General features: G+C 67.8%; 12 protein-coding genes and 2 pseudogenes. 5 read left to right on the forward strand and 9 right to left on the reverse strand.

Translation table 11 applies throughout. The features are described from left to right. Positions 1-30: 30 nt before the first annotated feature. The 8 genes and pseudogenes from PHLH3_RS02415 to PHLH3_RS02450 all read right to left on the reverse strand — a co-directional run bounded on the left by PHLH3_RS02415 (position 31) and on the right by PHLH3_RS02450 (position 9,391). Positions 31-276 (reverse strand): hypothetical protein, encoded by a 246-nt coding sequence (locus tag PHLH3_RS02415; RefSeq protein WP_111259622.1) that lies wholly within the window; start codon positions 274-276, stop codon positions 31-33. A 31-nt stretch (positions 277-307) separates the two neighbouring features. After that, a complete protein-coding gene (locus tag PHLH3_RS02420) occupies positions 308-1,087 on the reverse strand; it encodes an electron transfer flavoprotein subunit beta (RefSeq protein WP_213628033.1) in 780 nt (259 codons plus the stop codon). Further along, entirely contained in the window at positions 1,077-2,309 is a 1,233-nt protein-coding gene (locus PHLH3_RS02425) for an electron transfer flavoprotein subunit alpha/FixB family protein (protein ID WP_213628035.1), read from the reverse strand. The genes PHLH3_RS02420 and PHLH3_RS02425 overlap by 11 nt, the downstream gene beginning before the upstream one ends. Positions 2,310-2,355: 46 nt before the next feature. Further along, a pseudogene (dgcB, locus tag PHLH3_RS02430) lies at positions 2,356-4,319 on the reverse strand (dimethylglycine demethylation protein DgcB). A 111-nt stretch (positions 4,320-4,430) separates the two neighbouring features. After that, entirely contained in the window at positions 4,431-6,491 is a 2,061-nt protein-coding gene (gene dgcA / locus PHLH3_RS02435; RefSeq protein WP_173174921.1) for a dimethylglycine demethylation protein DgcA, read from the reverse strand. 16 nt (positions 6,492-6,507) lie between these two features. Continuing rightward, on the reverse strand, positions 6,508-7,038 hold the full coding sequence (locus PHLH3_RS02440) for a 4-vinyl reductase (RefSeq protein ID WP_213628037.1): 531 nt from the start codon (positions 7,036-7,038) through the stop codon (positions 6,508-6,510). A 147-nt stretch (positions 7,039-7,185) separates the two neighbouring features. After that, positions 7,186-8,163, reverse strand: coding sequence for a dipeptidase (locus tag PHLH3_RS02445; protein ID WP_213628039.1), 978 nt, complete (start codon positions 8,161-8,163; stop codon positions 7,186-7,188). A gap of 217 nt (positions 8,164-8,380) precedes the next feature. Further along, complete coding sequence (locus PHLH3_RS02450; protein WP_213628041.1) at positions 8,381-9,391, reverse strand: GlxA family transcriptional regulator; 1,011 nt, start codon at positions 9,389-9,391, stop codon at positions 8,381-8,383. Between the two features lie 240 nt (positions 9,392-9,631). Between PHLH3_RS02450 and choX the strand changes: the two genes are divergently transcribed. The 4 genes and pseudogenes from choX to PHLH3_RS02470 all read left to right on the forward strand — a co-directional run bounded on the left by choX (position 9,632) and on the right by PHLH3_RS02470 (position 13,128). Next, positions 9,632-10,570: a choline ABC transporter substrate-binding protein gene (gene choX, locus PHLH3_RS02455; RefSeq protein WP_213628043.1), complete on the forward strand. Its 939-nt coding sequence runs from the start codon at positions 9,632-9,634 to the stop codon at positions 10,568-10,570. A 91-nt stretch (positions 10,571-10,661) separates the two neighbouring features. Then, entirely contained in the window at positions 10,662-11,549 is an 888-nt protein-coding gene (locus PHLH3_RS02460) for a 3-keto-5-aminohexanoate cleavage protein (protein WP_213628044.1), read from the forward strand. A 63-nt stretch (positions 11,550-11,612) separates the two neighbouring features. Next, positions 11,613-12,577, forward strand: a pseudogene (locus tag PHLH3_RS02465) (L-carnitine dehydrogenase). Positions 12,578-12,648: 71 nt separating this feature from the next. Then, the gene (locus tag PHLH3_RS02470) at positions 12,649-13,128 is read left to right on the forward strand and encodes a thioesterase family protein (RefSeq protein WP_213628046.1); all 480 of its coding nucleotides are present in this window, start codon (positions 12,649-12,651) and stop codon (positions 13,126-13,128) included. Positions 13,129-13,143: 15 nt separating this feature from the next. Here the strand turns inward: PHLH3_RS02470 and PHLH3_RS02475 are convergent, their stop codons facing one another. Continuing rightward, positions 13,144-13,770 carry a response regulator transcription factor gene (locus tag PHLH3_RS02475; RefSeq protein WP_111259609.1) on the reverse strand — a complete coding sequence of 209 codons (627 nt, stop codon included), beginning with the start codon at positions 13,768-13,770 and terminating at the stop codon, positions 13,144-13,146. A 530-nt stretch (positions 13,771-14,300) separates the two neighbouring features. Between PHLH3_RS02475 and PHLH3_RS02480 the strand changes: the two genes are divergently transcribed. Further along, complete coding sequence (locus PHLH3_RS02480) at positions 14,301-17,885, forward strand: transporter substrate-binding domain-containing protein (protein ID WP_213628049.1); 3,585 nt, start codon at positions 14,301-14,303, stop codon at positions 17,883-17,885. Positions 17,886-17,895 lie beyond the last annotated feature (10 nt).

Genomic DNA, 17,895 nt, shown 5'->3' on the forward strand with positions numbered 1-17,895 from the left:
GCCATCGGCGCCCTTTTTTGTTGGGTGGAATCAGCGCGGTACCAGCGCCGGCAACAGGGTGCGGGAAATGGCCTCGCGCACGTTCGGCAGCAGGGTGGCGCTGCCGCCCAGCAGCTCCTCCACCAGGCGGCGCAGGGCCACGGCGCGTTCGGGGCTGAGGCCGCTCACGGCGTGCTCGCAGGCCTGCTCGGCGCTCACCCCCGAGGGAATGGCCAGCCCCAGCGCCACCAGGCGCTCGCGGAAATCTTCCTGGTCGATCAGATCGGCATGCATCATGGCCTGTCTCCTCCGGTCATCGGGCTGCGCGTCAGCGCAGCACTCCTTCTTCCATCAACAGCTTGAAGATAGCCTCGGCACCCTCGGCTGGCGACAGGTCCTTGAGCACCTTGCCGCCCCCGCCGGAAGCCTTGGCCGTGGCCGCCTTCATCCGCTCGGCGCCGGTCTTGGCCTTGATCACCTTGAGCCGCTTGGGCCTCGGCCGGGCCGGTTGCAAGCGTGCCTCGGCCAGCAGCGTGTCTTCAACCACCTCGACGTCGCAGGCCTCGAGCGTGCCGCGCCGCGCCGGGCCGAAGGCGCTCTGGCGCGCCACCGGGGCGGCGTTGTCGACGCTGGCGAGGAAGGGCAGGCGCACCCGCAGGCGGCGTCGCTGGCCACGGGGCAGAGCCTGCAGCACCTGGGCCACGCCGTTCTCCACCTTCTCCACTTCCGCGAGCCCGACCACCAGCGGCCAGCCGAGCTTCTCGGCCAGCAGGAAGGGCAGCATCCCCGAGCCTTCGCCGGTTTCCGCCTGGCTGCCGGTGAGCACCAGCTGCGCGCCGGCTTCGGCGAGGTACTCCGCCAGTGCCGGCAGGGCGTCTGCCTGGGCGGGCTGTTCGAGCACGGCGATTTCCGCCAGGCCCATGCCCAGGTAGGCGCGCAGGGCTTCCTCGCGCGGGTTGCCGGCGTGCAGCACCTGCAGGCGATCACCGCCCAGGCGCAGGCCCAGCTCGACGGCGCGGGCGTCCTGCTCCGCACGGCGGGCGCGACCGGAGGTCGGGTGAGCGCCGACGGAGACCAGGGTGATGATGTTCAGTTGGTCATGCGGCATCGCGTGCGCCCCCCTGACGGTATGCGGTGATCCGCTCGATCAGCGCCGCGAGGATGGCGCCGGAATCGCCGATCACCGAGAGGTCGGCGCGCTTGATCATGTCGCAGCCCGGGTCCATGTTCACCGCCACCACCTTGTCGCAGGCGCCGATGCCCTGCAGGTGCTGGATGGCGCCGGAGATACCCACGGCCAGGTACACCCGCGCGGTGACCCAGGTGCCGGTGGCACCGACCTGGCGGTTGCGCGGCATGTGGCCGTCGTCCACCGCCACGCGGGAGGCGCCTTCGGTGGCGCCCAGGACCCTGGCGGCCTCGTGGAACAGCGCCCAGTCCTTCACGCCGTTGCCGCCGGAGAGGATGAACTCGGCCTCGGCCATGGGGATCTGCGCCGGGTCCACGGCCACCGCACCGAGGTCCTCGATGCGCGGCAGGCTGCGGGCGATGTTGGCTTGCAGTTCGATGGGGCGGGCTTCGTGGCGGGTCTCGCTGACCGGCTCGGCGCATTCGGCGGCGGCCAGGATCAGCCGTGGCGTGGCGCGCACCAGGTCCTCGCGACCGGCACCGGCACGGCCGCTGCACTGCTCGCCGTCCACCTGCCAGACGCGTGTGGCCGGGCGTTCGCCGAGCTTGGCGGCCAGGCGCCGGCCCAGCTCGCCGCCCCCGCTACGGCTGTCGGGCAACAGCCAGTGGCGCGGGGCCAGCTGGCTTTCCACGGCGCTCAGGGCCAGCACCCGCGCTTCCGGCGCGTAGCCGTCGAAGGCCTCGCCCTGGATGCGCAGGATGCGGTCGACACCGGCGTTGTCGAAGGCGGTTTCCTTGTCCTCGCCGAACAGCACCACGACCACCGCGCCGGCCGATCCGGCGAGCCTGTTGGCCAGGCCGAGCAGGTCCTTGTCGTGGCTGCCGAGGCGGCCGCCGACCATGTCCGGTACCACGGCGATGTAGAAGGCCGGTTGCGCCACCACATGCAGCGGCAGTTGCACGGCCTCGCTGCTGCCACTGCGCTTGCCGGCGGTGCCCTGCTGGGCGCCGCTGCGATCGATGCGCTTGATGCCGGCAGGACCGATGAAGCCGGCGGCGATGGCATGGGGATTCTTGCGGATGACGCCGTTGGGCCCCATCCAGGTGGTCTGGCCCTGTTGCTGCAACGTGGCATGCAAGGGGTGCAGGCGGTTGCGGGCGATACGCTCGGCGCGCGGGTCGCGGCGGATGATGTCGCTCATCGTTGAGTCTCCGTGCGAGAGGGGCGCTGGTGGCGAAGGCACTTCATCAGTGCACCTCCGCCACGTCTTCACGCTTGGCCGCCGCCGGCTTCCTGGCCTCCACCGGTGCTTCGATGAGCACCTCGGCGACCAGCTCGGCGATGTCCTTGATCTCCGGGCGCGGGGCGACCACGCCTTCGAGCATCGCGGTGCACTGCGGGCAGCCCACGGCCACCACTTCGGCACCGGTCTCCTTGATGTCCACCATGCGCATGTCGGGGATGCGCTGCTTGCCGGGGATATCGGTGATCGGCGCGCCGCCACCGCCGCCGCAGCAGCGGGAACGGAAGCCGGAGCGCTGCATTTCCTTCACCTCGATGCCGATGGCCTTGAGCACGGCACGCGGGGCTTCGTACTCGCCGTTGTAGCGGCCGAGGTAGCAGGGATCGTGGTAGGTCACGCTGCCGGCCTTGCTCTGGCCGAGCTGCAGCGTGCCGCCGCGCACCAGTTCGTCGATGAAGGTGCTGTGGTGCAGGACCTGGTAGTTGCCGCCGAGCTCGCCGTATTCGTTCTTCAGCACATGGAAGCTGTGGGGATCGCAGCTGACGATGCGCTTGAAGCGGTACTGCGAAAGGGTGGCGATGTTGCGTCGGGCGAGCTGCTGGAAGGTGGCTTCGTCACCCAGGCGACGGGCCACGTCGCCGCTGTCGCGCTCTTCCAGGCCGAGCACGGCAAAGTCGACATTGGCGGCCTTGAGCACCTTCACGAAGGCGCGCAGGGTGCGCTGGTTGCGCATGTCGAAGGCGCCGTCGCCCACCCAGAACAGCACGTCGGCCTGTTGCTTGTCGCTCATCAGCGGCAGGTTCAGGTCGGCCGCCCAGTTCAGCCGGCCGCCGGGGCGAAGCCGCCGGGGTTGTCGGTGGCGATGAGGTTTTCCAGCACCTCGGCACCCTTGTTCGGGGTGGCGCCCTTCTCCAGGGTCAGGTGGCGGCGCATGTCGACGATGGCGTCGACGTGCTCGATCATCATCGGGCACTCCTCGACGCAGGCGCGGCAGGTGGTGCAGGACCACAGGGTCTCGGCATCCACCAGGGCCTTGCCCTCCAGGGACACGATGGGCTGGTGCGGGCCGCCGCTGTGCTCACCCAGGGCCTTGCCAGGGTATGGGCTGCCGGCGAAGGAGGCGTCGTTGCCGCCGGCCAGGCCGATGACCATGTCCTGGATCAGTTTCTTCGGGTTCAGCGGCTGGCCGGCGGCAAAGGCCGGGCACATGGCCTCGCACTTGCCGCACTGCACGCAGGCGTCGAAGCCGAGCAACTGGTTCCAGGTGAAGTCGGTGGGTTTCTCCACGCCCAGCGGCGCGCTCGGGTTAGCCAGGTCCAGGGCCTTGAGGCCGGTGGAGCGGCCGCCACCGAAGCGTTCGGCGCGGCGGTGCCAGGCCAGGTGCAGGGCCCCGGCGAAGGCGTGCTTCATCGGCCCGCCCCAGGTCATGCCGAAGAACAGCTCGGACACGCCCCAGGCCACGCCCACGGCGAGGATGGCCGCGAGGAACCAGCCGCCGAAGCCGGCCGGGAGGATGCCGGCCACCGGCAGGGTGGCGATGAAGAAGCTCGCGGAGAACATCAGCAGGCTTTTCGGCAGGCGCATCCATGGGCCCTTGGACAGCCGCGCCGGCGGGTTGCGCCGGCGCTTGGCGACGAACAGGGCGCCGACGAACATCAGCGCCGTGGCCGCCAGCAGGGCGAAGCCGAGGATGCGGCTGTGCAGCCCGAAGCCATGCACCAGGATGGCCAGCAGCGCCGCCAGGACGAAGCCACCGGCGGTGGCGACGTGGGTCTTGGACATGTACGTGTCGCGCTCGACCACGTGGTGCAGGTCCACCAGGTAGCGGCGCGGCATCTTTATCAGCCCGCCGAGCCAGTCGACCTGCGACGGACGGCCCCGGCGCCACATGAGGAAGCGCCTGGCGGCGCCCAGGGCGGCCAGTGCCAGGGTGGTGAAGAGAAGGATCGGAAGCAATGTGCTCAACATGGATAACCACCTTGGCCGCAGCGGCAAGCGCCAAGCTTCAAGCTGCAAGCAAGAGCCGAGTCCCGCTCCGGCGCCTGCTTGTGGCTTGCCACTTGCCGCTTGCGGCTGCTTTTAGAAGTCCTTGCACAACCGCAGGGCGTCGTAGATCGCCGCGTGCACGTTGCGCGGGGCGCCGCAGTCGCCGATGCGGAACAGCAGGTAGCCGTCGCCGGGTTCGGACAGGCAGGGTTGCGGCCTGATCTCGAACAGCGCGTCGACGTCGATCTGGCCCTTGTTGCGCGAGCCCTGCTTGAGTGCGTAGTACAGGCTCTCGTCGGGGCGCACGCCGTTCTCGATGACGATCTGGTCGACCACGCGCTCCTCGCGGGCGCCGGTGTATTCGTTCTCCAGCACGGCCACCACCTTGTCGCCCTCGCGGTAGACCTTCTCCAGCATCAGGTCGCCGGTCATGATCACGTCCTTCGGGTACATGCTGCGGTAGTAGGTGGGGAAGGTGGTGCCGCCCATGGCGACGCCGGGCTTGGTGTCGTCGGTGACGATCTCCACCTGGGCGCCCTTCTCGGAGAGGTAGTCCGCCGCCGACATGCCGCCGAACTCGCAGATGGTGTCGTAGACCAGCACGTTCTTGCCGGGCTCGACCTTGCCTTCGAGGATGTCCCAGGCGCTGACCACCAGGCCCTCTGCCGCCCCCCAGTGCTCGTTCTGCTCGATGAAGGGATGGCCGCCGTTGGCCAGCACCACGATGTCGGGCTTGAGGTCGAGGATGGTGTCGGTGTCGGCACCGGTGCCCAGGCGCAGGTCGACGCCGAGGCGGGCGATCTCCAGCTGGTACCAGCGGGTGATGCCGGCGATCTGGTCGCGTTGCGGGGCCTTGGCGGCGATGCTGATCTGGCCGCCGAGCTGGTCCTTCTTCTCGAACAGGGTCACGTCGTGGCCGCGCTCGGCCGCCACGCGGGCCGCTTCCATGCCGGCGGGGCCGCCGCCGACGATGACCACCTTGCGCTTGACGCCGGTGGTCTTCTCGATGATGTGCGGCAGGCCCATGTACTCGCGGGTGGTGGCGGCGTTCTGGATGCACAGCACGTCCAGGCCCTGGTACTGGCGGTCGATGCAGTAGTTGGCGCCGACGCACTGCTTGATCTGGTCCACCTGGCCCATCTTGATCTTGGCGATCAGGTGCGGGTCGGCGATGTGGGCGCGGGTCATGCCGACCATGTCCACGTAGCCGCCTTCGAGGATGCGCGTGGCCTGGTTCGGGTCCTTGATGTTCTGCGCATGCAGCACCGGGACGTTGACCACTTCCTTGATGCCGGCCGCCAGGTGCAGGAAGGGCTCCGGCGGGAAGCTCATGTTGGGGATGACGTTGGCCAGGGTGTTGTGGGTGTCGGCGCCCGAGCCGACCACGCCGATGAAGTCGAGCATGCCGGTGTCGCAGTAGTACTTGGCGATCTGCTTCATGTCCTCGTGGGACAGGCCGTCGGGGTGGAACTCGTCGCCGGAGATGCGCAGGCCCACGCAGAAGTCGGGGCCGACTTCCTCGCGCACCGCCTTGAGCACTTCCAGGCCGAACTTCATGCGGCCCTCGAAGGTGCCGCCCCATTCGTCGGTGCGCTTGTTGACGCGCGGGCTCCAGAACTGGTCGATCATGTGCTGGTGCACGGCGGAGAGCTCGACGCCGTCCAGCCCGCCGGCCTTGGCGCGGCGCGCGGCCTGGGCGAAGTCACCGATGACGCGCCAGATCTCTTCCACCTCGATGGTCTTGCAGGTCGCGCGGTGCACGGGCTCGCGGATGCCCGACGGCGACATCAGGGTCGGCCAGTTGAAGCCGTCCCAGCGCGAGCGCCGGCCCATGTGGGTTATCTGGATCATGATCTTGGCGCCGTGCTTGTGCATGGCGTCGGCGAGGTTCTGGAAGTGCGGGATGATGCGGTCGGTGGACAGGTTCACCGAGCTCCACCATTGCTGCGGGCTGTCGCTGGACACCACGGACGAGCCGCCGCAGATGGCCAGGCCGATGCCGCCCTTGGCCTTCTCCTCGTAGTACTTCACGTAGCGCTCGGTGGTCATGCCGCCATCGGTGGCGATGACCTCGGCGTGGGCGGTACTGAGCACGCGGTTGCGGATGGTCAGTTTGCCGATCTGGATCGGCTGGAACATTGCTTCGAACGCCATGATGCCGTGCCTCGCCTCAGAGGGGTTTCACGATGAACAGGCCATCGTCGTGGCCTTCTTCCGAGCCGCTGTAGACCTGCTCGGCGACGGTGCGGATGCTGCTGCCGCGGGCCTGTAGGATCTGGTCCATGGCCCCGGCGAACCAGCCGGTGAACATGTAGTCGACCTTGCGCCCGACCTTGCCGTAGACGTAGACGAAGGCGGAGTGCTCGAGCTTGACGCTGGCGGTGCCCTTGTCGAGGTCGATGTCCTGGATCTTGAACAGGCCCCAGCCGCGCTGGGACAGGCGCTTCATGTAGTGCTCGAACACCGCCACGCCTTCCAGGCCGTGGCATTCGGCTTCCTTCTCGCACCAGTGCCAGGCGGACTTGTAGCCGGCCTTGTAGAGGATATCGGCATAGGCGTCGGCACCCAGCACCTCTTCGATGCCGATGTGGTTGTTGACGAAGAAGTGGCGCGGCACATAGAGCATCGGCAGTGCGTCGGTGGTCCAGACGCCGGTCTCGCTGTCGACTTCGATGGGCAGTTCGGGGGCGTGTTTGGCCATGTGGATAACTCCGAATTCAGGTCAGATATCGGGCGGATGGCGCTTCAGTCATCCGCCGCAGAGATGAGCCACCGCGCGGTGGGATGGTGGATGAAAAGAGCGTCATCCACCCTATGATTCGTGTTCGGTCGGGGTTGGCGATCGGTGCTACTCGCCCCAGACGTCCTTGAGGACGTTTACCCAGTTCTCGCCCATGATCTTGCGCACCACGCGTTCGCTGTGGCCGCGCCCCAGCAGGGTCTCGGTGAGGTTGGGGAATTCGCCCACGGTGCGGATGCCCAGGGGGTTCACGATCTTGCCGAAGTTGGTCAGGCGCCGGGCGTAGCCCTTGTCGTGGGTCAGGTACTCGAAGAAGTCCTGGCCGTGGCCCTGGGTGAAGTCGGTGCCGATGCCGATGGCGTCCTCGCCGACGATGTTCATCACGTATTCGATGGCTTCGGCGTAGTCGTCGATGGTGGAGTCGATGCCCTTGGCCAGGAACGGCGCGAACATGGTCACGCCGACGAAGCCGCCGTGGTCGGCGATGAACTTCAGCTCTTCATCGGACTTGTTGCGCGGGTGTTGCTTCAGGCCGGACGGCAGGCAGTGGGAGTAGCAGACGGGCTTCTTCGATTCGAGGATGACTTCCTCGGAGGTCTTGGAACCGACGTGGGAGAGGTCGCACATGATGCCGACGCGGTTCATCTCGGCGACGATCTCGCGACCGAAGCCGGAGAGGCCGCCGTCGCGCTCGTAGCAGCCGGTGCCCACGAGGTTCTGGGTGTTGTAGCACATCTGCACGATGCCCACGCCGAGCTGCTTGAACACCTCGACGTAGCCGATCTGGTCCTCGAACGCGTGGGCGTTCTGGAAGCCGAAGAGGATGCCGGTCTTGCCCTGTTCCTTGGCCTTGCGGATGTCGGCCGTGGTACGCACGGGCATCACCAGGTCGCTGTTCTCGCGGATCAGCTTCTGGCTGGCGGCGATGTTGTTGACCGTGGCCTGGAAGCCCTCCCACACGGAGACGGTGCAGTTGGCCGCGGTGAGGCCGCCCTTGCGCATGTCCTCAAAGAGTTCACGGTTCCATTTGGCGATGATCAGGCCATCGATGACGATGCTGTCGGCGTGAAGTTCGGCTGGGCTCATCAGGCTGTCCCCTTTGATTCTTGGTGCGCCGAATCTTCTGCCGGCGCTTTGAACCGAGCATATCGCCGGGGCTTTCGGCGCTATCGCGCAAAAACGACGGGGGATTGCCGAAAGCGTCAATGCGGGGTCGTGGATGGGCAAGCCGGGTGGGCGGCACGGCCGGCCGACAGGTGCTGGTGTGTTGGGGAGATAGGGCGTAAATGGCGGCTATCTGCGCTCAAGCTCTTTGATCTGAAGGTGATCGTGCGTGAGACCGCGTGCGCGTGCTGGGCAGTGCCACGTCGCCGGTGGGGTGTTCGTGGCGGTCCTGGCTGGGACAGGCGGCGAAGCGGTTGCGGTAGCAGCGGGAGAAGTAGGAAGAGGATTCGAAGCCGCAGGCGAGGCCGATCTCCAGCACGCTCATGTCGGTCTGGCGCAGCAGCTGGCGGGCCTTTTCCAGGCGCAGGGCCAGGTAGAAGCCCGATGGCGTGTCGTCCAGGTGCAGGCGGAACAGGCGCTCCAGCTGGCGCGGGGTGACGCCCACCAGGGCGGCCAGATCACAGGAGCCAAGGGGTTGTTCGCAGTGGCGCTCCATCTCGCCGATCACCTGCACCAGCTTGCGATTGTGCACGCCGTAGCGGCGGGTGATCTGCATGCGCTGGTGGTCCTGGCGGGTGCGGATGCGACCGAGGACGAACTGCTCGGACACCTCCACCGCCAGCTCGTCGCCGTGGTCGCGGCCGATCAGGGTGAGCATCAGGTCGAGGGTGGCGGTGCCGCCGGCGCTGGTGATGCGGCGGCCGTCGATCTCGAACAATTCCTGGGTCGGCAGCAGGCCGGGGTAGCGCTCCTGGAAGGCTTCGATGGCTTCCCAGTGCAGGGTCAGGCGCTGGCGGGCGAAGAGGCCCGCCTCGGCGAGGACGAAGCTGCCGGTGTCGATGCCGCCCAGGGTGGCGCCGTCGAGGTCGGCGCGCTTGAGCCAGTGGGCCAGGCGTGGCGTGTAGCTGGCCAGCGGATCGAAGCCGGCGACCACGAACAGGCTGTCGCCGGCGCCGGGGCGTTCCAGCGCGGCGTCGACGTTCAGCGACATGCCGTTGCTGCCTTCCACAGGGCCGCCTTCCAGGCTCAGCAGGCGCCAGCGGTAGAGTTCGCCGCGAAAGCGGTTGGCCACGCGCAGGGGTTCGATGGCGGACATCAGCCCCATCATGGAGAAACCGGGCAGCAGGAGGAACCACAGGGTCTGGGGCATGGGCAGGCGTCCTCGCGAAGGCGTCGCCACACTAGAAGGCAGGACGCGGCGCAAGGCAATGCAGGTGGTCGTTCTCGTTCAACATTCGGTCGTTTTAGTTCGATTTGCCCCCGGGCGCGCTGCGTAATCTGGCTGCCACGGGTGCAGCAGGGCCCGCGAACGGCGGGGCGTGACTGGCCCCGGCACAACAACAGACGGGCCACGCGGCCCGATAACCGTATGGCTGTAGGGGAGCATTCGATGAAAGGTCTCAACGCATTCGCGGGTTGCTGTCTTCTCACCCTGTTCAGTTCCGCCCTGATGGCGGCGGACGACGCCAGTTGCCAGAAGATCCGCATCGGCGCGGTCGGCTGGACCGACGTGGTCGCGACCACCGCCGTGGCTTCCGAGCTGCTGGCCGGCCTCGGCTACGAAACCACCCAGACCCAAGCGTCGCAGCAGATCATCTTCGCCGGCATCCAGAAGAAGCAGGTGGACGTGTTCCTCGGCTACTGGAAGCCGATCATGGATGACAACATCCAGCCCTTCCTCGACAGCGGCTCGGTCAAGGTGGCGCCGCAGCCGTCCCTGGACGACGCCGTGGCGGTGCTGGCCGTGCCCACCTACACGGCGGAGGAGGGGCTCAGGACCTTCGCCGACATCGCCCGCTACAAGGACCAGCTGGGCGGCAAGATCTACGGCATCGAGTCGGGGTCCGGCGCCAACACGGCGATCAAGAAGATGATCGACGAGAACCAGTTCGGCCTCGGCGGCTTCAAGCTGGTGGAGTCCAGCGAGGCGGCGATGCTCACCGCCGTGTCGCGCGCGGTGAAGAACCACAAGCCGGTGGTGTTCTTCGGCTGGAAGCCGCACCCGATGAACATCCAGATGCCGATCACCTACCTCACCGGCAGCAATGACGTGTTCGGCCCCAACGACGGCGCCGCCACGGTCTCCACCGTCACCGCACCGGACTTCGCCCAGCGCTGCCCCAACGCCGATCGCCTGCTGACCAACCTGCGCTTTTCCAGCGAGCAGGAGAGCCGCCTGATGCAGCCGATCATGGAGCGCGAGGCGCCGGCCAAGGTCGCCCGCGACTGGCTCAAGGCCAACCCCGAGGTGGTCAAGGCCTGGCTAGCCGGGGTGACCACCTTCGACGGCAAGGACGGCGCCGAGACGGTCATCGCCTCGCTCAAGTAAGACCCGACGCATCACAACAGTCATCGACCCACGCCCGTGCGCGGCCCGCCGCGCACGGCACCCGATCGCCCCGAGAAAGGATGTTGCAACCGTGAACCATGAAGTCATCGTCACCTGTGCGGTAACCGGCGCCGGCGATACCGTCGGCAAGCACCCGGCCATCCCGGTCACCCCGAAGGAGATCGCCGCCTCCGCCATCGAGGCGGCCAAGGCCGGCGCCACGGTCGCCCACTGCCACGTGCGCGACCCGCGCACCGGCAAGCCCAGCCGCGACGTGGCGCTCTACCGCGAGGTGGTCGAGCGCATCCGCGAAAGCGACACCGACGTGATCATCAACCTCACCGCCGGCATGGGCGGGGACCTGGAGATCGGCAAGGGCGAGCAGCCCCTGGAGTTCGGCGCCGGCACCGACCTGGTGGGCCCGCTGGAGCGGCTCAAGCACGTCGAGGAGCTGTTGCCGGAGATCTGCACCCTGGACTGCGGCACGCTCAATTTCGGCGATGGCGACTTCATCTACGTCTCCACCCCGGCGCAGTTGCGTGCCGGGGCCAAGCGCATCACCGAGCTGGGCGTGAAGGCCGAACTGGAAATCTTCGACACCGGCCACCTGTGGTTCGCCAAGCAGATGCTCAAGGAAGGGTTGCTGGACGACCCGCTGTTCCAGATCTGCCTGGGCATCCCCTGGGGGGCACCGGCGGACACCACCACCATGAAGGCCATGGCCGACAACCTGCCGCCGGGCGCCACCTGGGCCGGCTTCGGCATCGGCCGCTCGCAGATGCCGATGGTGGCCCAGGCCATGTTGCTGGGCGGCAACGTGCGCGTCGGCCTGGAGGACAACATCTGGCTGGACCGTGGCGTGCACGCCAGCAACGGCCAGTTGGTGGAGCGCGCGGTGGAGATCATCGAACGCCTCGGCGGCCGCGCCCTGAGCCCGGCCGAGGGCCGCGAGAAGATGAACCTCAAGCGTCGCGGCTGACGTTTCCCCCGTAGCCGGGCTTCGGCCCGGGAACCCCATAGCGGACACAGACCAGGAGCCACCATGGCCTTCATCACCCACATCAAGACCTTCGCCGCCCTTGGCAGCGGCGTCATCGGCAGCGGCTGGGTCGCCCGTGCCCTGGCCCACGGCCTCGACGTCGTCGCCTGGGACCCGGCCCCGGCGCCGAGGCCGCCCTGCGTGCGCGCATCGCCAACGCCTGGCCGGCGCTGCAGAAGCAGGGGCTGGCGCCCGGCGCCTCCCCGGAGCGGCTGCGCTTCGTCGAGACGGTCGAGGAATGCGTGCGCGATGCCGATTTCATCCAGGAAAGCGCGCCCGAGCGGCTTGACCTGAAGCTCGACCTGCACGCCCGCATCAGCGCGGCGGCGCGCCCGGAGGCGATCATCGGCTCCAGCACGTCCGGGCTGCTGCCCAGCGAGTTCTACGCCGACGCCGTGCACCCGGAGCGCTGTGTGGTGGGGCACCCGTTCAACCCGGTCTACCTGTTGCCGCTGGTGGAGGTGGTGGGGGGCGAGAAGACCGCGCCCGAAGCCGTGCAGGCGGCGATCGAGGTCTACACCGCACTGGGCATGCGCCCGCTGCACGTGCGCAAGGAGGTGCCGGGCTTCATCGCCGACCGCCTGCTGGAGGCGCTGTGGCGCGAGGCGCTGCACCTGGTCAACGACGGCGTGGCCAGCACCGGCGAGATCGACGATGCGATCCGCTTCGGCGCGGGGTTGCGCTGGTCCTTCATGGGCACCTTCCTCACCTACACCCTGGCGGGCGGCAACGCGGGCATGCGCCATTTCATGGCGCAGTTCGGTCCGGCGCTGCAACTGCCCTGGACCTACCTGCCGGCCCCGGAGCTGACCGAGTCGCTGATCGACAGCGTGGTGGAGGGCACCCGCGAGCAGCAGGGTTCGCGCAGCATCGCCGAACTGGAGCGTTATCGTGATGACTGCCTGCTGGCGGTGCTGGACGCGGTGAAGGCGACCAAGGAAAAACACGGCTTCGCCTTCGCCGACTGAGGCGCCAACCGCTTCCCGCCCCTACCCAACGGCCCTTCCCTCACGGAGGGCCTATCGCCAGGAACCGCCCCATGAGCCACGCCTTGACCACCTATAGCACCCTCATCTCCGCCGAGTGGGTGGACTACAACGGCCACCTGCGCGACGCCTTCTACCTGCTGATCTTCAGCTACGCCACCGACGCGCTGATGGAGCGCATCGGCCTCGACGAGGCGGGGAGGGCTTCGACCGGGCATACGCTCTATACCCTGGAGTGCCACCTCAACTACCTCGCCGAGGTGAAGCTGGGTGCACGTGTGGAGGTGCGCACCCAGTTACTGGCCAGCGACGCCAAGCGCCTGCACATCCACCACGGGTTGTACTACCCCGGCGGCGATGAGCTGCTGGCGGCGAGTGAGCAGATGCTGATGAACGTGGACAGCGAGAGTGCGCGATCGGCGCCCTTCGCCGAAGCGGTGGCCGGGTGCGTGGCGGGGTTGGTGGAGGCGCACCGGCAGTTGCCACTGCCGGTGCATGTCGCGCGGGTCATCGGCCTGCCACCCGCGCGTTGAGCCCGGGCCGCCCGGTCAGGCCGTGGGAAGGGCGTAGCGGCGGGCGAAGTCGATGAGGTCGACCAGGTTGCGGGTCTTCAGCTTGTCCATCAGGCGGGACTTGTAGGTGCTCACCGTCTTGTGGCTGATGAACAGCTGCTCGGCGATCTCCTTGTTGTTCTTGCCGTTGGCGAGGTTCTGCAGCACTGCGAGCTCGCGGTCTGACAGGCTGTCGAGCAGCTGGGTGTCCTCGCCGGCCTGGGACGGCACGGGCAGGTGCACGGTGCTGGGGAACAGGCTGTAGCCGGAAAGCACCGACTTGGTCGCGGCGATCAGGCTGACGGCCTGTTCCTGCTTGGACAGGTAACCGGTGGCGCCGGCCTGCAGGCAACGGTTGGCATAGAGCGCCGCGGGCAGTGAAGTCAGCACCAGCAGCTTGAGGTTGACGTCCATCGCCGCCAGGCGGGTGAGTACCTCCATGCCGTCCAGCTTGGGCACGGCGATATCGAGGATGACCAGGTCCGGTCTGAGCGAACGGGCCAGGCTCAGGCCTTCCACGCCGTTCTCGGTCTCGCCGACGATGTCGTAGCCCTCACGCTCCAGCAGGACGCGTGTGGCGAAGCGGATCATGGGCTGGTTGTCGATAAGCAGGATCTTACTCATCCGTTCATTTCTCCTTGGTGAGTTTCCCGTTGCTCCACGGCACGCACACAAAGCCGTTCGAAACAGGGTTGGCACTTCTTCCGATTGGTTTTCTTGCTATTACCGGTAGAGGCGGCGCGAACAAGTTATCCATAGCCGGCGGTAGTCCGTATCGGACTGTCTTTGCATATGGGATATTTCTTCAGAAGTTATGTTGATGTCGTTCAGACAATTCCTAATGTTTATTGCGTACGCCAGACGAGGCGACACGAGCTGCCATAGGCTTTTAGGCTTGGCCGCTCATGGAATTGGCTGAATATGTGAGGCGAGAAGTATATTCGCGGTGCGCGCCGTGATCGGTTGTTTGGGAAGTTTCCTACAATTCATGTAGGCAAGTTTTTAGGCTTCCTCAGTCATTGAATATCAGTCACTTCCTGTAACGGGCATTGTTCCAATCCAGCAGGCAGAAGGAGGTCGCCACGTTGCGCCGCATTTCGTGGTTTTGCGTATCCGCCCGGGCGCTCCTGCTGGGTCTCTTTCTGCTGTCACCGATGGCGGTTGAATCCGCCCCCGTGGGAGCTGCGCCCCTGCATCTGTCGAGCCAGTTGCAGGTCGACCAGCAGGAGCTGGCCGTATCCGAGAGCGACTGGCACTGGTTGCGGCAGAAGCGCGACCTGGTGCTCGGGGTGGCCGGCGACGCCGAGGCGCCGATGGCGATGCTGCAGCGCGACGGCAGTTTCGAGGGCATCACGGCGGACACCACCGCGCTGGTCGGGCAAATGCTGGGCATGCGCATCGTCCTGCGCGAGCTGCCGGACCAGGCCGCCCTCGCGCGGGCGCTGGAGTCGGGCGAGATCGACATGACGACCGCGTCCAGCCACGGCCTGCGTGGTGCCAGCGTGGCGCGCAGCCAACCTTTCGCCATCGAGCACGCGGCGCTGTTCCGACGCCAGGAGGACACGCGCGAGTTTCCCGCCGACCTGGCCGGGCTGACCGTGGTCACCACCACCGAGTACCTGGGCGACCCGGCGCTGCACCGGGGATTTCCCGGCGCGCGCCTGGTGGCCGCGGATTCGGTGGACGGGGCGATGGCCGCGGTGGCCTTCGGCAAGGCCGACCTGTACCTCGGCGATGTGCTCGCCGCCTACTACCGGATCAACCGGGGCTTCCACGGGATGGTGCGCTTCGAGCGCTTCGCCGAACTCAAGGCCGATGGCGTGGCCTTCATCGTGCGCTCGGGCGATGCCCCGCTGCTGCGCGGCCTGGACGCCACGCTCCATGCCCTTGGCCGCTCGCGCCTGGATGAGATCACCCGGCGCTGGATCGGCAGCGGCGTGATACCGGCGCTGGAGCCCCTGCCCCTGACGCAGGAAGAGCGCCGCTGGGTGGAGCGTCACCCGGTGGTGCGCCTGGTGATCGACGACGACATGGCGCCCATGGCCTTCTTCGATGCCCAGGGCCAGTTCCGCGGTATCACCGCCGACCTGCTGGAAATGACCTCCCTTCGCACCGGCCTGCGCTTCGAGGCGATCAGCCGTCGTGGTGGCTTTACCGACCAGATCAGCAGCCTGCAGCAAGGCAGCGCCGACCTCGCGATCCTCAGCCAGGGGCGCGAACGCGAGGCGCTGCTGCGCTTCACCCGCCCGGTGATGACCAACCCCTTCGTGCTGGTGGCGCCTCGCGGCGACGACGGCCTCGCCGAACCGCTCGACGGCATGGAGGGCAAGCGGCTCGCCATCGCCAGGGGGCACGTGGCGTTGGCGGAGGTGCGGGACACCTACCCCGGTGCCGAAATCGTCGAGGCGGGCTCGACGCTGGATGCGATGAACCTGGTCTACGGCGGCGGCGCCGATGCGGCCCTGGTGTCGCTGCCCACGGCCCGCTACTACGTGGTCCGGCTGTTCCGCAATCGCCTGGCGGTGGCTGAGCTGGTGCCCATCGAGCCGGCCACGGCGAACTTCGCCATGCGCCGGGCCGATGTCGAGCTGCAGTCGATCCTCGACAAGGCCCTGGCGAGCCTGGCCCCGGACGAGCTGAACGCTGCCGCCAATCGCTGGCGCGGCAGCCCGGCCATGAGTGCGCAGACCTGGCGTGACTACAACCAGCTGATCCTGCAGATCGTGATCGGTGCGCTGGTGCTGCTGGCCCTGGCCCTGGCCTGGGGCCTGCGCCTGCGCCGCGAGGTGCGCAAGCGCATGACGGCGGAGCGGCAGCTGAACGACGAGCTGCGCTTCATCGAGACGCTGATCGATTGCATGCCGCAACCGGTCTTCGTGCGTGATGTCGAGGGCCGCCTGCTGTCGTGCAACCGCAGCTACCTGGACACCCTGGGGTTGGCACGCGAAGACATTCTGGGGACGACGGCCCCGGAGCTGCCCCTGGCCTTCGAGGCGGCGCCGCTCTTCCACCAGGGCTACCTGAAGGCGATGGTCGACGGGCAACTGGTGCGTGGCGTGCACGAGTTGGAACTGGGCGGGCGCAGGCTGTGGATCGAGCATTGGACCCAGCCCTTCCAGGACTCGACCGGCGCGGTCAAGGGCGTGATCTGCGGCTGGATCGACATCACCGAGCACCATCATCTGGTCCGTGAGCTGGAGGAGGCGAAGAACCTGGCCGACGACGCCAGCCGAGCCAAGACCGCCTTCCTCGCGACCATGAGCCACGAGATCCGCACCCCGCTGAACGCGGTGATCGGCATCCTCGAATTGGCCCTCAAGCGCGCGGAGCACGGCCCGATCGACCCGGCCGGCATCCAGGTGGCCTATGGGTCGGCCCGCAGCCTGCTGACCCTGATCGGCGACATCCTCGACATCGCCCGCATCGAGGCGGGACGCCTGAGCCTGGCCCCGGCGCGCGCCAACCTGCGCGAGCTGGTGGAGTCGGTGGCCCGGGTGTTCGACGGCCTGGCCCGGCAGAAGCGCCTGGAGCTGGTGCTGGAAATCGACTCGAGCATCCAGGGCGATGTCCTGGTCGATGCCATGCGCTTCAAGCAGATCCTCTCCAACCTGGTCAGCAATGCCATCAAGTTCACCCCTGAAGGGCGGGTCGGCGTGCGGGTCACGGGGGACCTCGCCGAGCCCGGGATGCTGCGGGTGGTGCTGGTGGTGGAGGACAGCGGCATCGGCATCGCGCCCGAGGACCAGGCGCGGCTGTTCCAACCTTTCTCCCGGATCGAGCAGGCCGATCAACTGGCCGAAGGCACTGGCCTGGGCCTGGTCATCTGCCGCTCGCTCTGCACGATGATGGGGGGGCGGCTGGCCCTGGACAGCGAGCCGGGGCGCGGTACGCGGGTCGAGGTGGAGTTGCGCCTGCACCGCCTCGACCCCGTTCCCGAGCCCGTGCCCACGCCGAGCCCCCTGGCCGGCCCGGCGCGGCGCCTGCGGGTGCTGGTGGTCGACGATCACCCGGTGAACCGGCAGATTCTCCAGCAGCAACTGGTTTTCCTCGGTCACGAGGCCGAGGAGGCGGCGGATGGCCAGGACGCCCTGCAACGCTGGCGCGCCCGGCACTTCGACGCGGTGGCCACCGATTGCCACATGCCCCGCATGAGTGGGGCAGAACTGACGGCGGCGATACGCCGCGAGGAGCGCGAAGGCGTTCGGCCTCGCACGCTGGTCCTCGGGCTCACCGCCGATGCACAGGCCGACGAGATCGAGCGGGGCCTGGCTGCCGGGATGGACGAGTGCCTGGCCAAGCCCATCGGGCTCGCCGCCCTGCAGCGGGTCTTCGGTGTCGGCGAAGGGGAGTTGCTCGAGGCGGAGGGCCCTTCGGTCACCGGCTTGTTCGACCTGTCCCCGTTGCAACCCCTGACCGGCGGCGACCCGCTGCTGGTGCGCAACCTGCTGGGCGAACTGATGGCGACCAACGGCAAGGACCTCGCCCTGCTCGGCATGTTGCTGGAGCGGGGTGATAGCGCGGGCCTGTCCGAGCTGGCGCATCGGTTGATTGGCGCGGCCCGCGTAGTACGGGCCGAGGAGGTCATCGCGGCGTGCCAGCGGCTGATGGCGGCCTGCGCGGTGCCCAGTACCCCTGATGGCCTGCGCCGGGGTGTCGAAGACCTGGTGCGCGCGCTGGAACGTCTGCAACTGGAGTTGAGTGATTACCTGACCGAAGGGGCTGCGGCACCCGCGCCCTGAGCCGTCGAGG

Source organism: Pseudomonas sp. Pc102 (assembly GCF_018408275.1).
Lineage (GTDB): Bacteria > Pseudomonadota > Gammaproteobacteria > Pseudomonadales > Pseudomonadaceae > Metapseudomonas > Metapseudomonas tohonis.

Excerpts from the sequence above, each read along its gene's own strand:
- PHLH3_RS02415 (WP_111259622.1), bottom strand. The coding sequence starts at position 276 with ATGATGCATGCCGATCTGATCGACCAGGAAGATTTCCGCGAGCGCCTG.
- PHLH3_RS02420 (WP_213628033.1), bottom strand. The coding sequence starts at position 1,087 with ATGCCGCATGACCAACTGAACATCATCACCCTGGTCTCCGTCGGCGCT.
- PHLH3_RS02425 (WP_213628035.1), bottom strand. The coding sequence starts at position 2,309 with ATGAGCGACATCATCCGCCGCGACCCGCGCGCCGAGCGTATCGCCCGC.
- dgcA (WP_173174921.1), bottom strand. The coding sequence starts at position 6,491 with ATGGCGTTCGAAGCAATGTTCCAGCCGATCCAGATCGGCAAACTGACC.
- PHLH3_RS02440 (WP_213628037.1), bottom strand. The coding sequence starts at position 7,038 with ATGGCCAAACACGCCCCCGAACTGCCCATCGAAGTCGACAGCGAGACC.
- PHLH3_RS02445 (WP_213628039.1), bottom strand. The coding sequence starts at position 8,163 with ATGAGCCCAGCCGAACTTCACGCCGACAGCATCGTCATCGATGGCCTG.
- PHLH3_RS02450 (WP_213628041.1), bottom strand. The coding sequence starts at position 9,391 with ATGCCCCAGACCCTGTGGTTCCTCCTGCTGCCCGGTTTCTCCATGATG.
- choX (WP_213628043.1), top strand. The coding sequence starts at position 9,632 with ATGAAAGGTCTCAACGCATTCGCGGGTTGCTGTCTTCTCACCCTGTTC.
- PHLH3_RS02470 (WP_213628046.1), top strand. The coding sequence starts at position 12,649 with ATGAGCCACGCCTTGACCACCTATAGCACCCTCATCTCCGCCGAGTGG.
- PHLH3_RS02475 (WP_111259609.1), bottom strand. The coding sequence starts at position 13,770 with ATGAGTAAGATCCTGCTTATCGACAACCAGCCCATGATCCGCTTCGCC.
- PHLH3_RS02480 (WP_213628049.1), top strand. The coding sequence starts at position 14,301 with ATGGCGGTTGAATCCGCCCCCGTGGGAGCTGCGCCCCTGCATCTGTCG.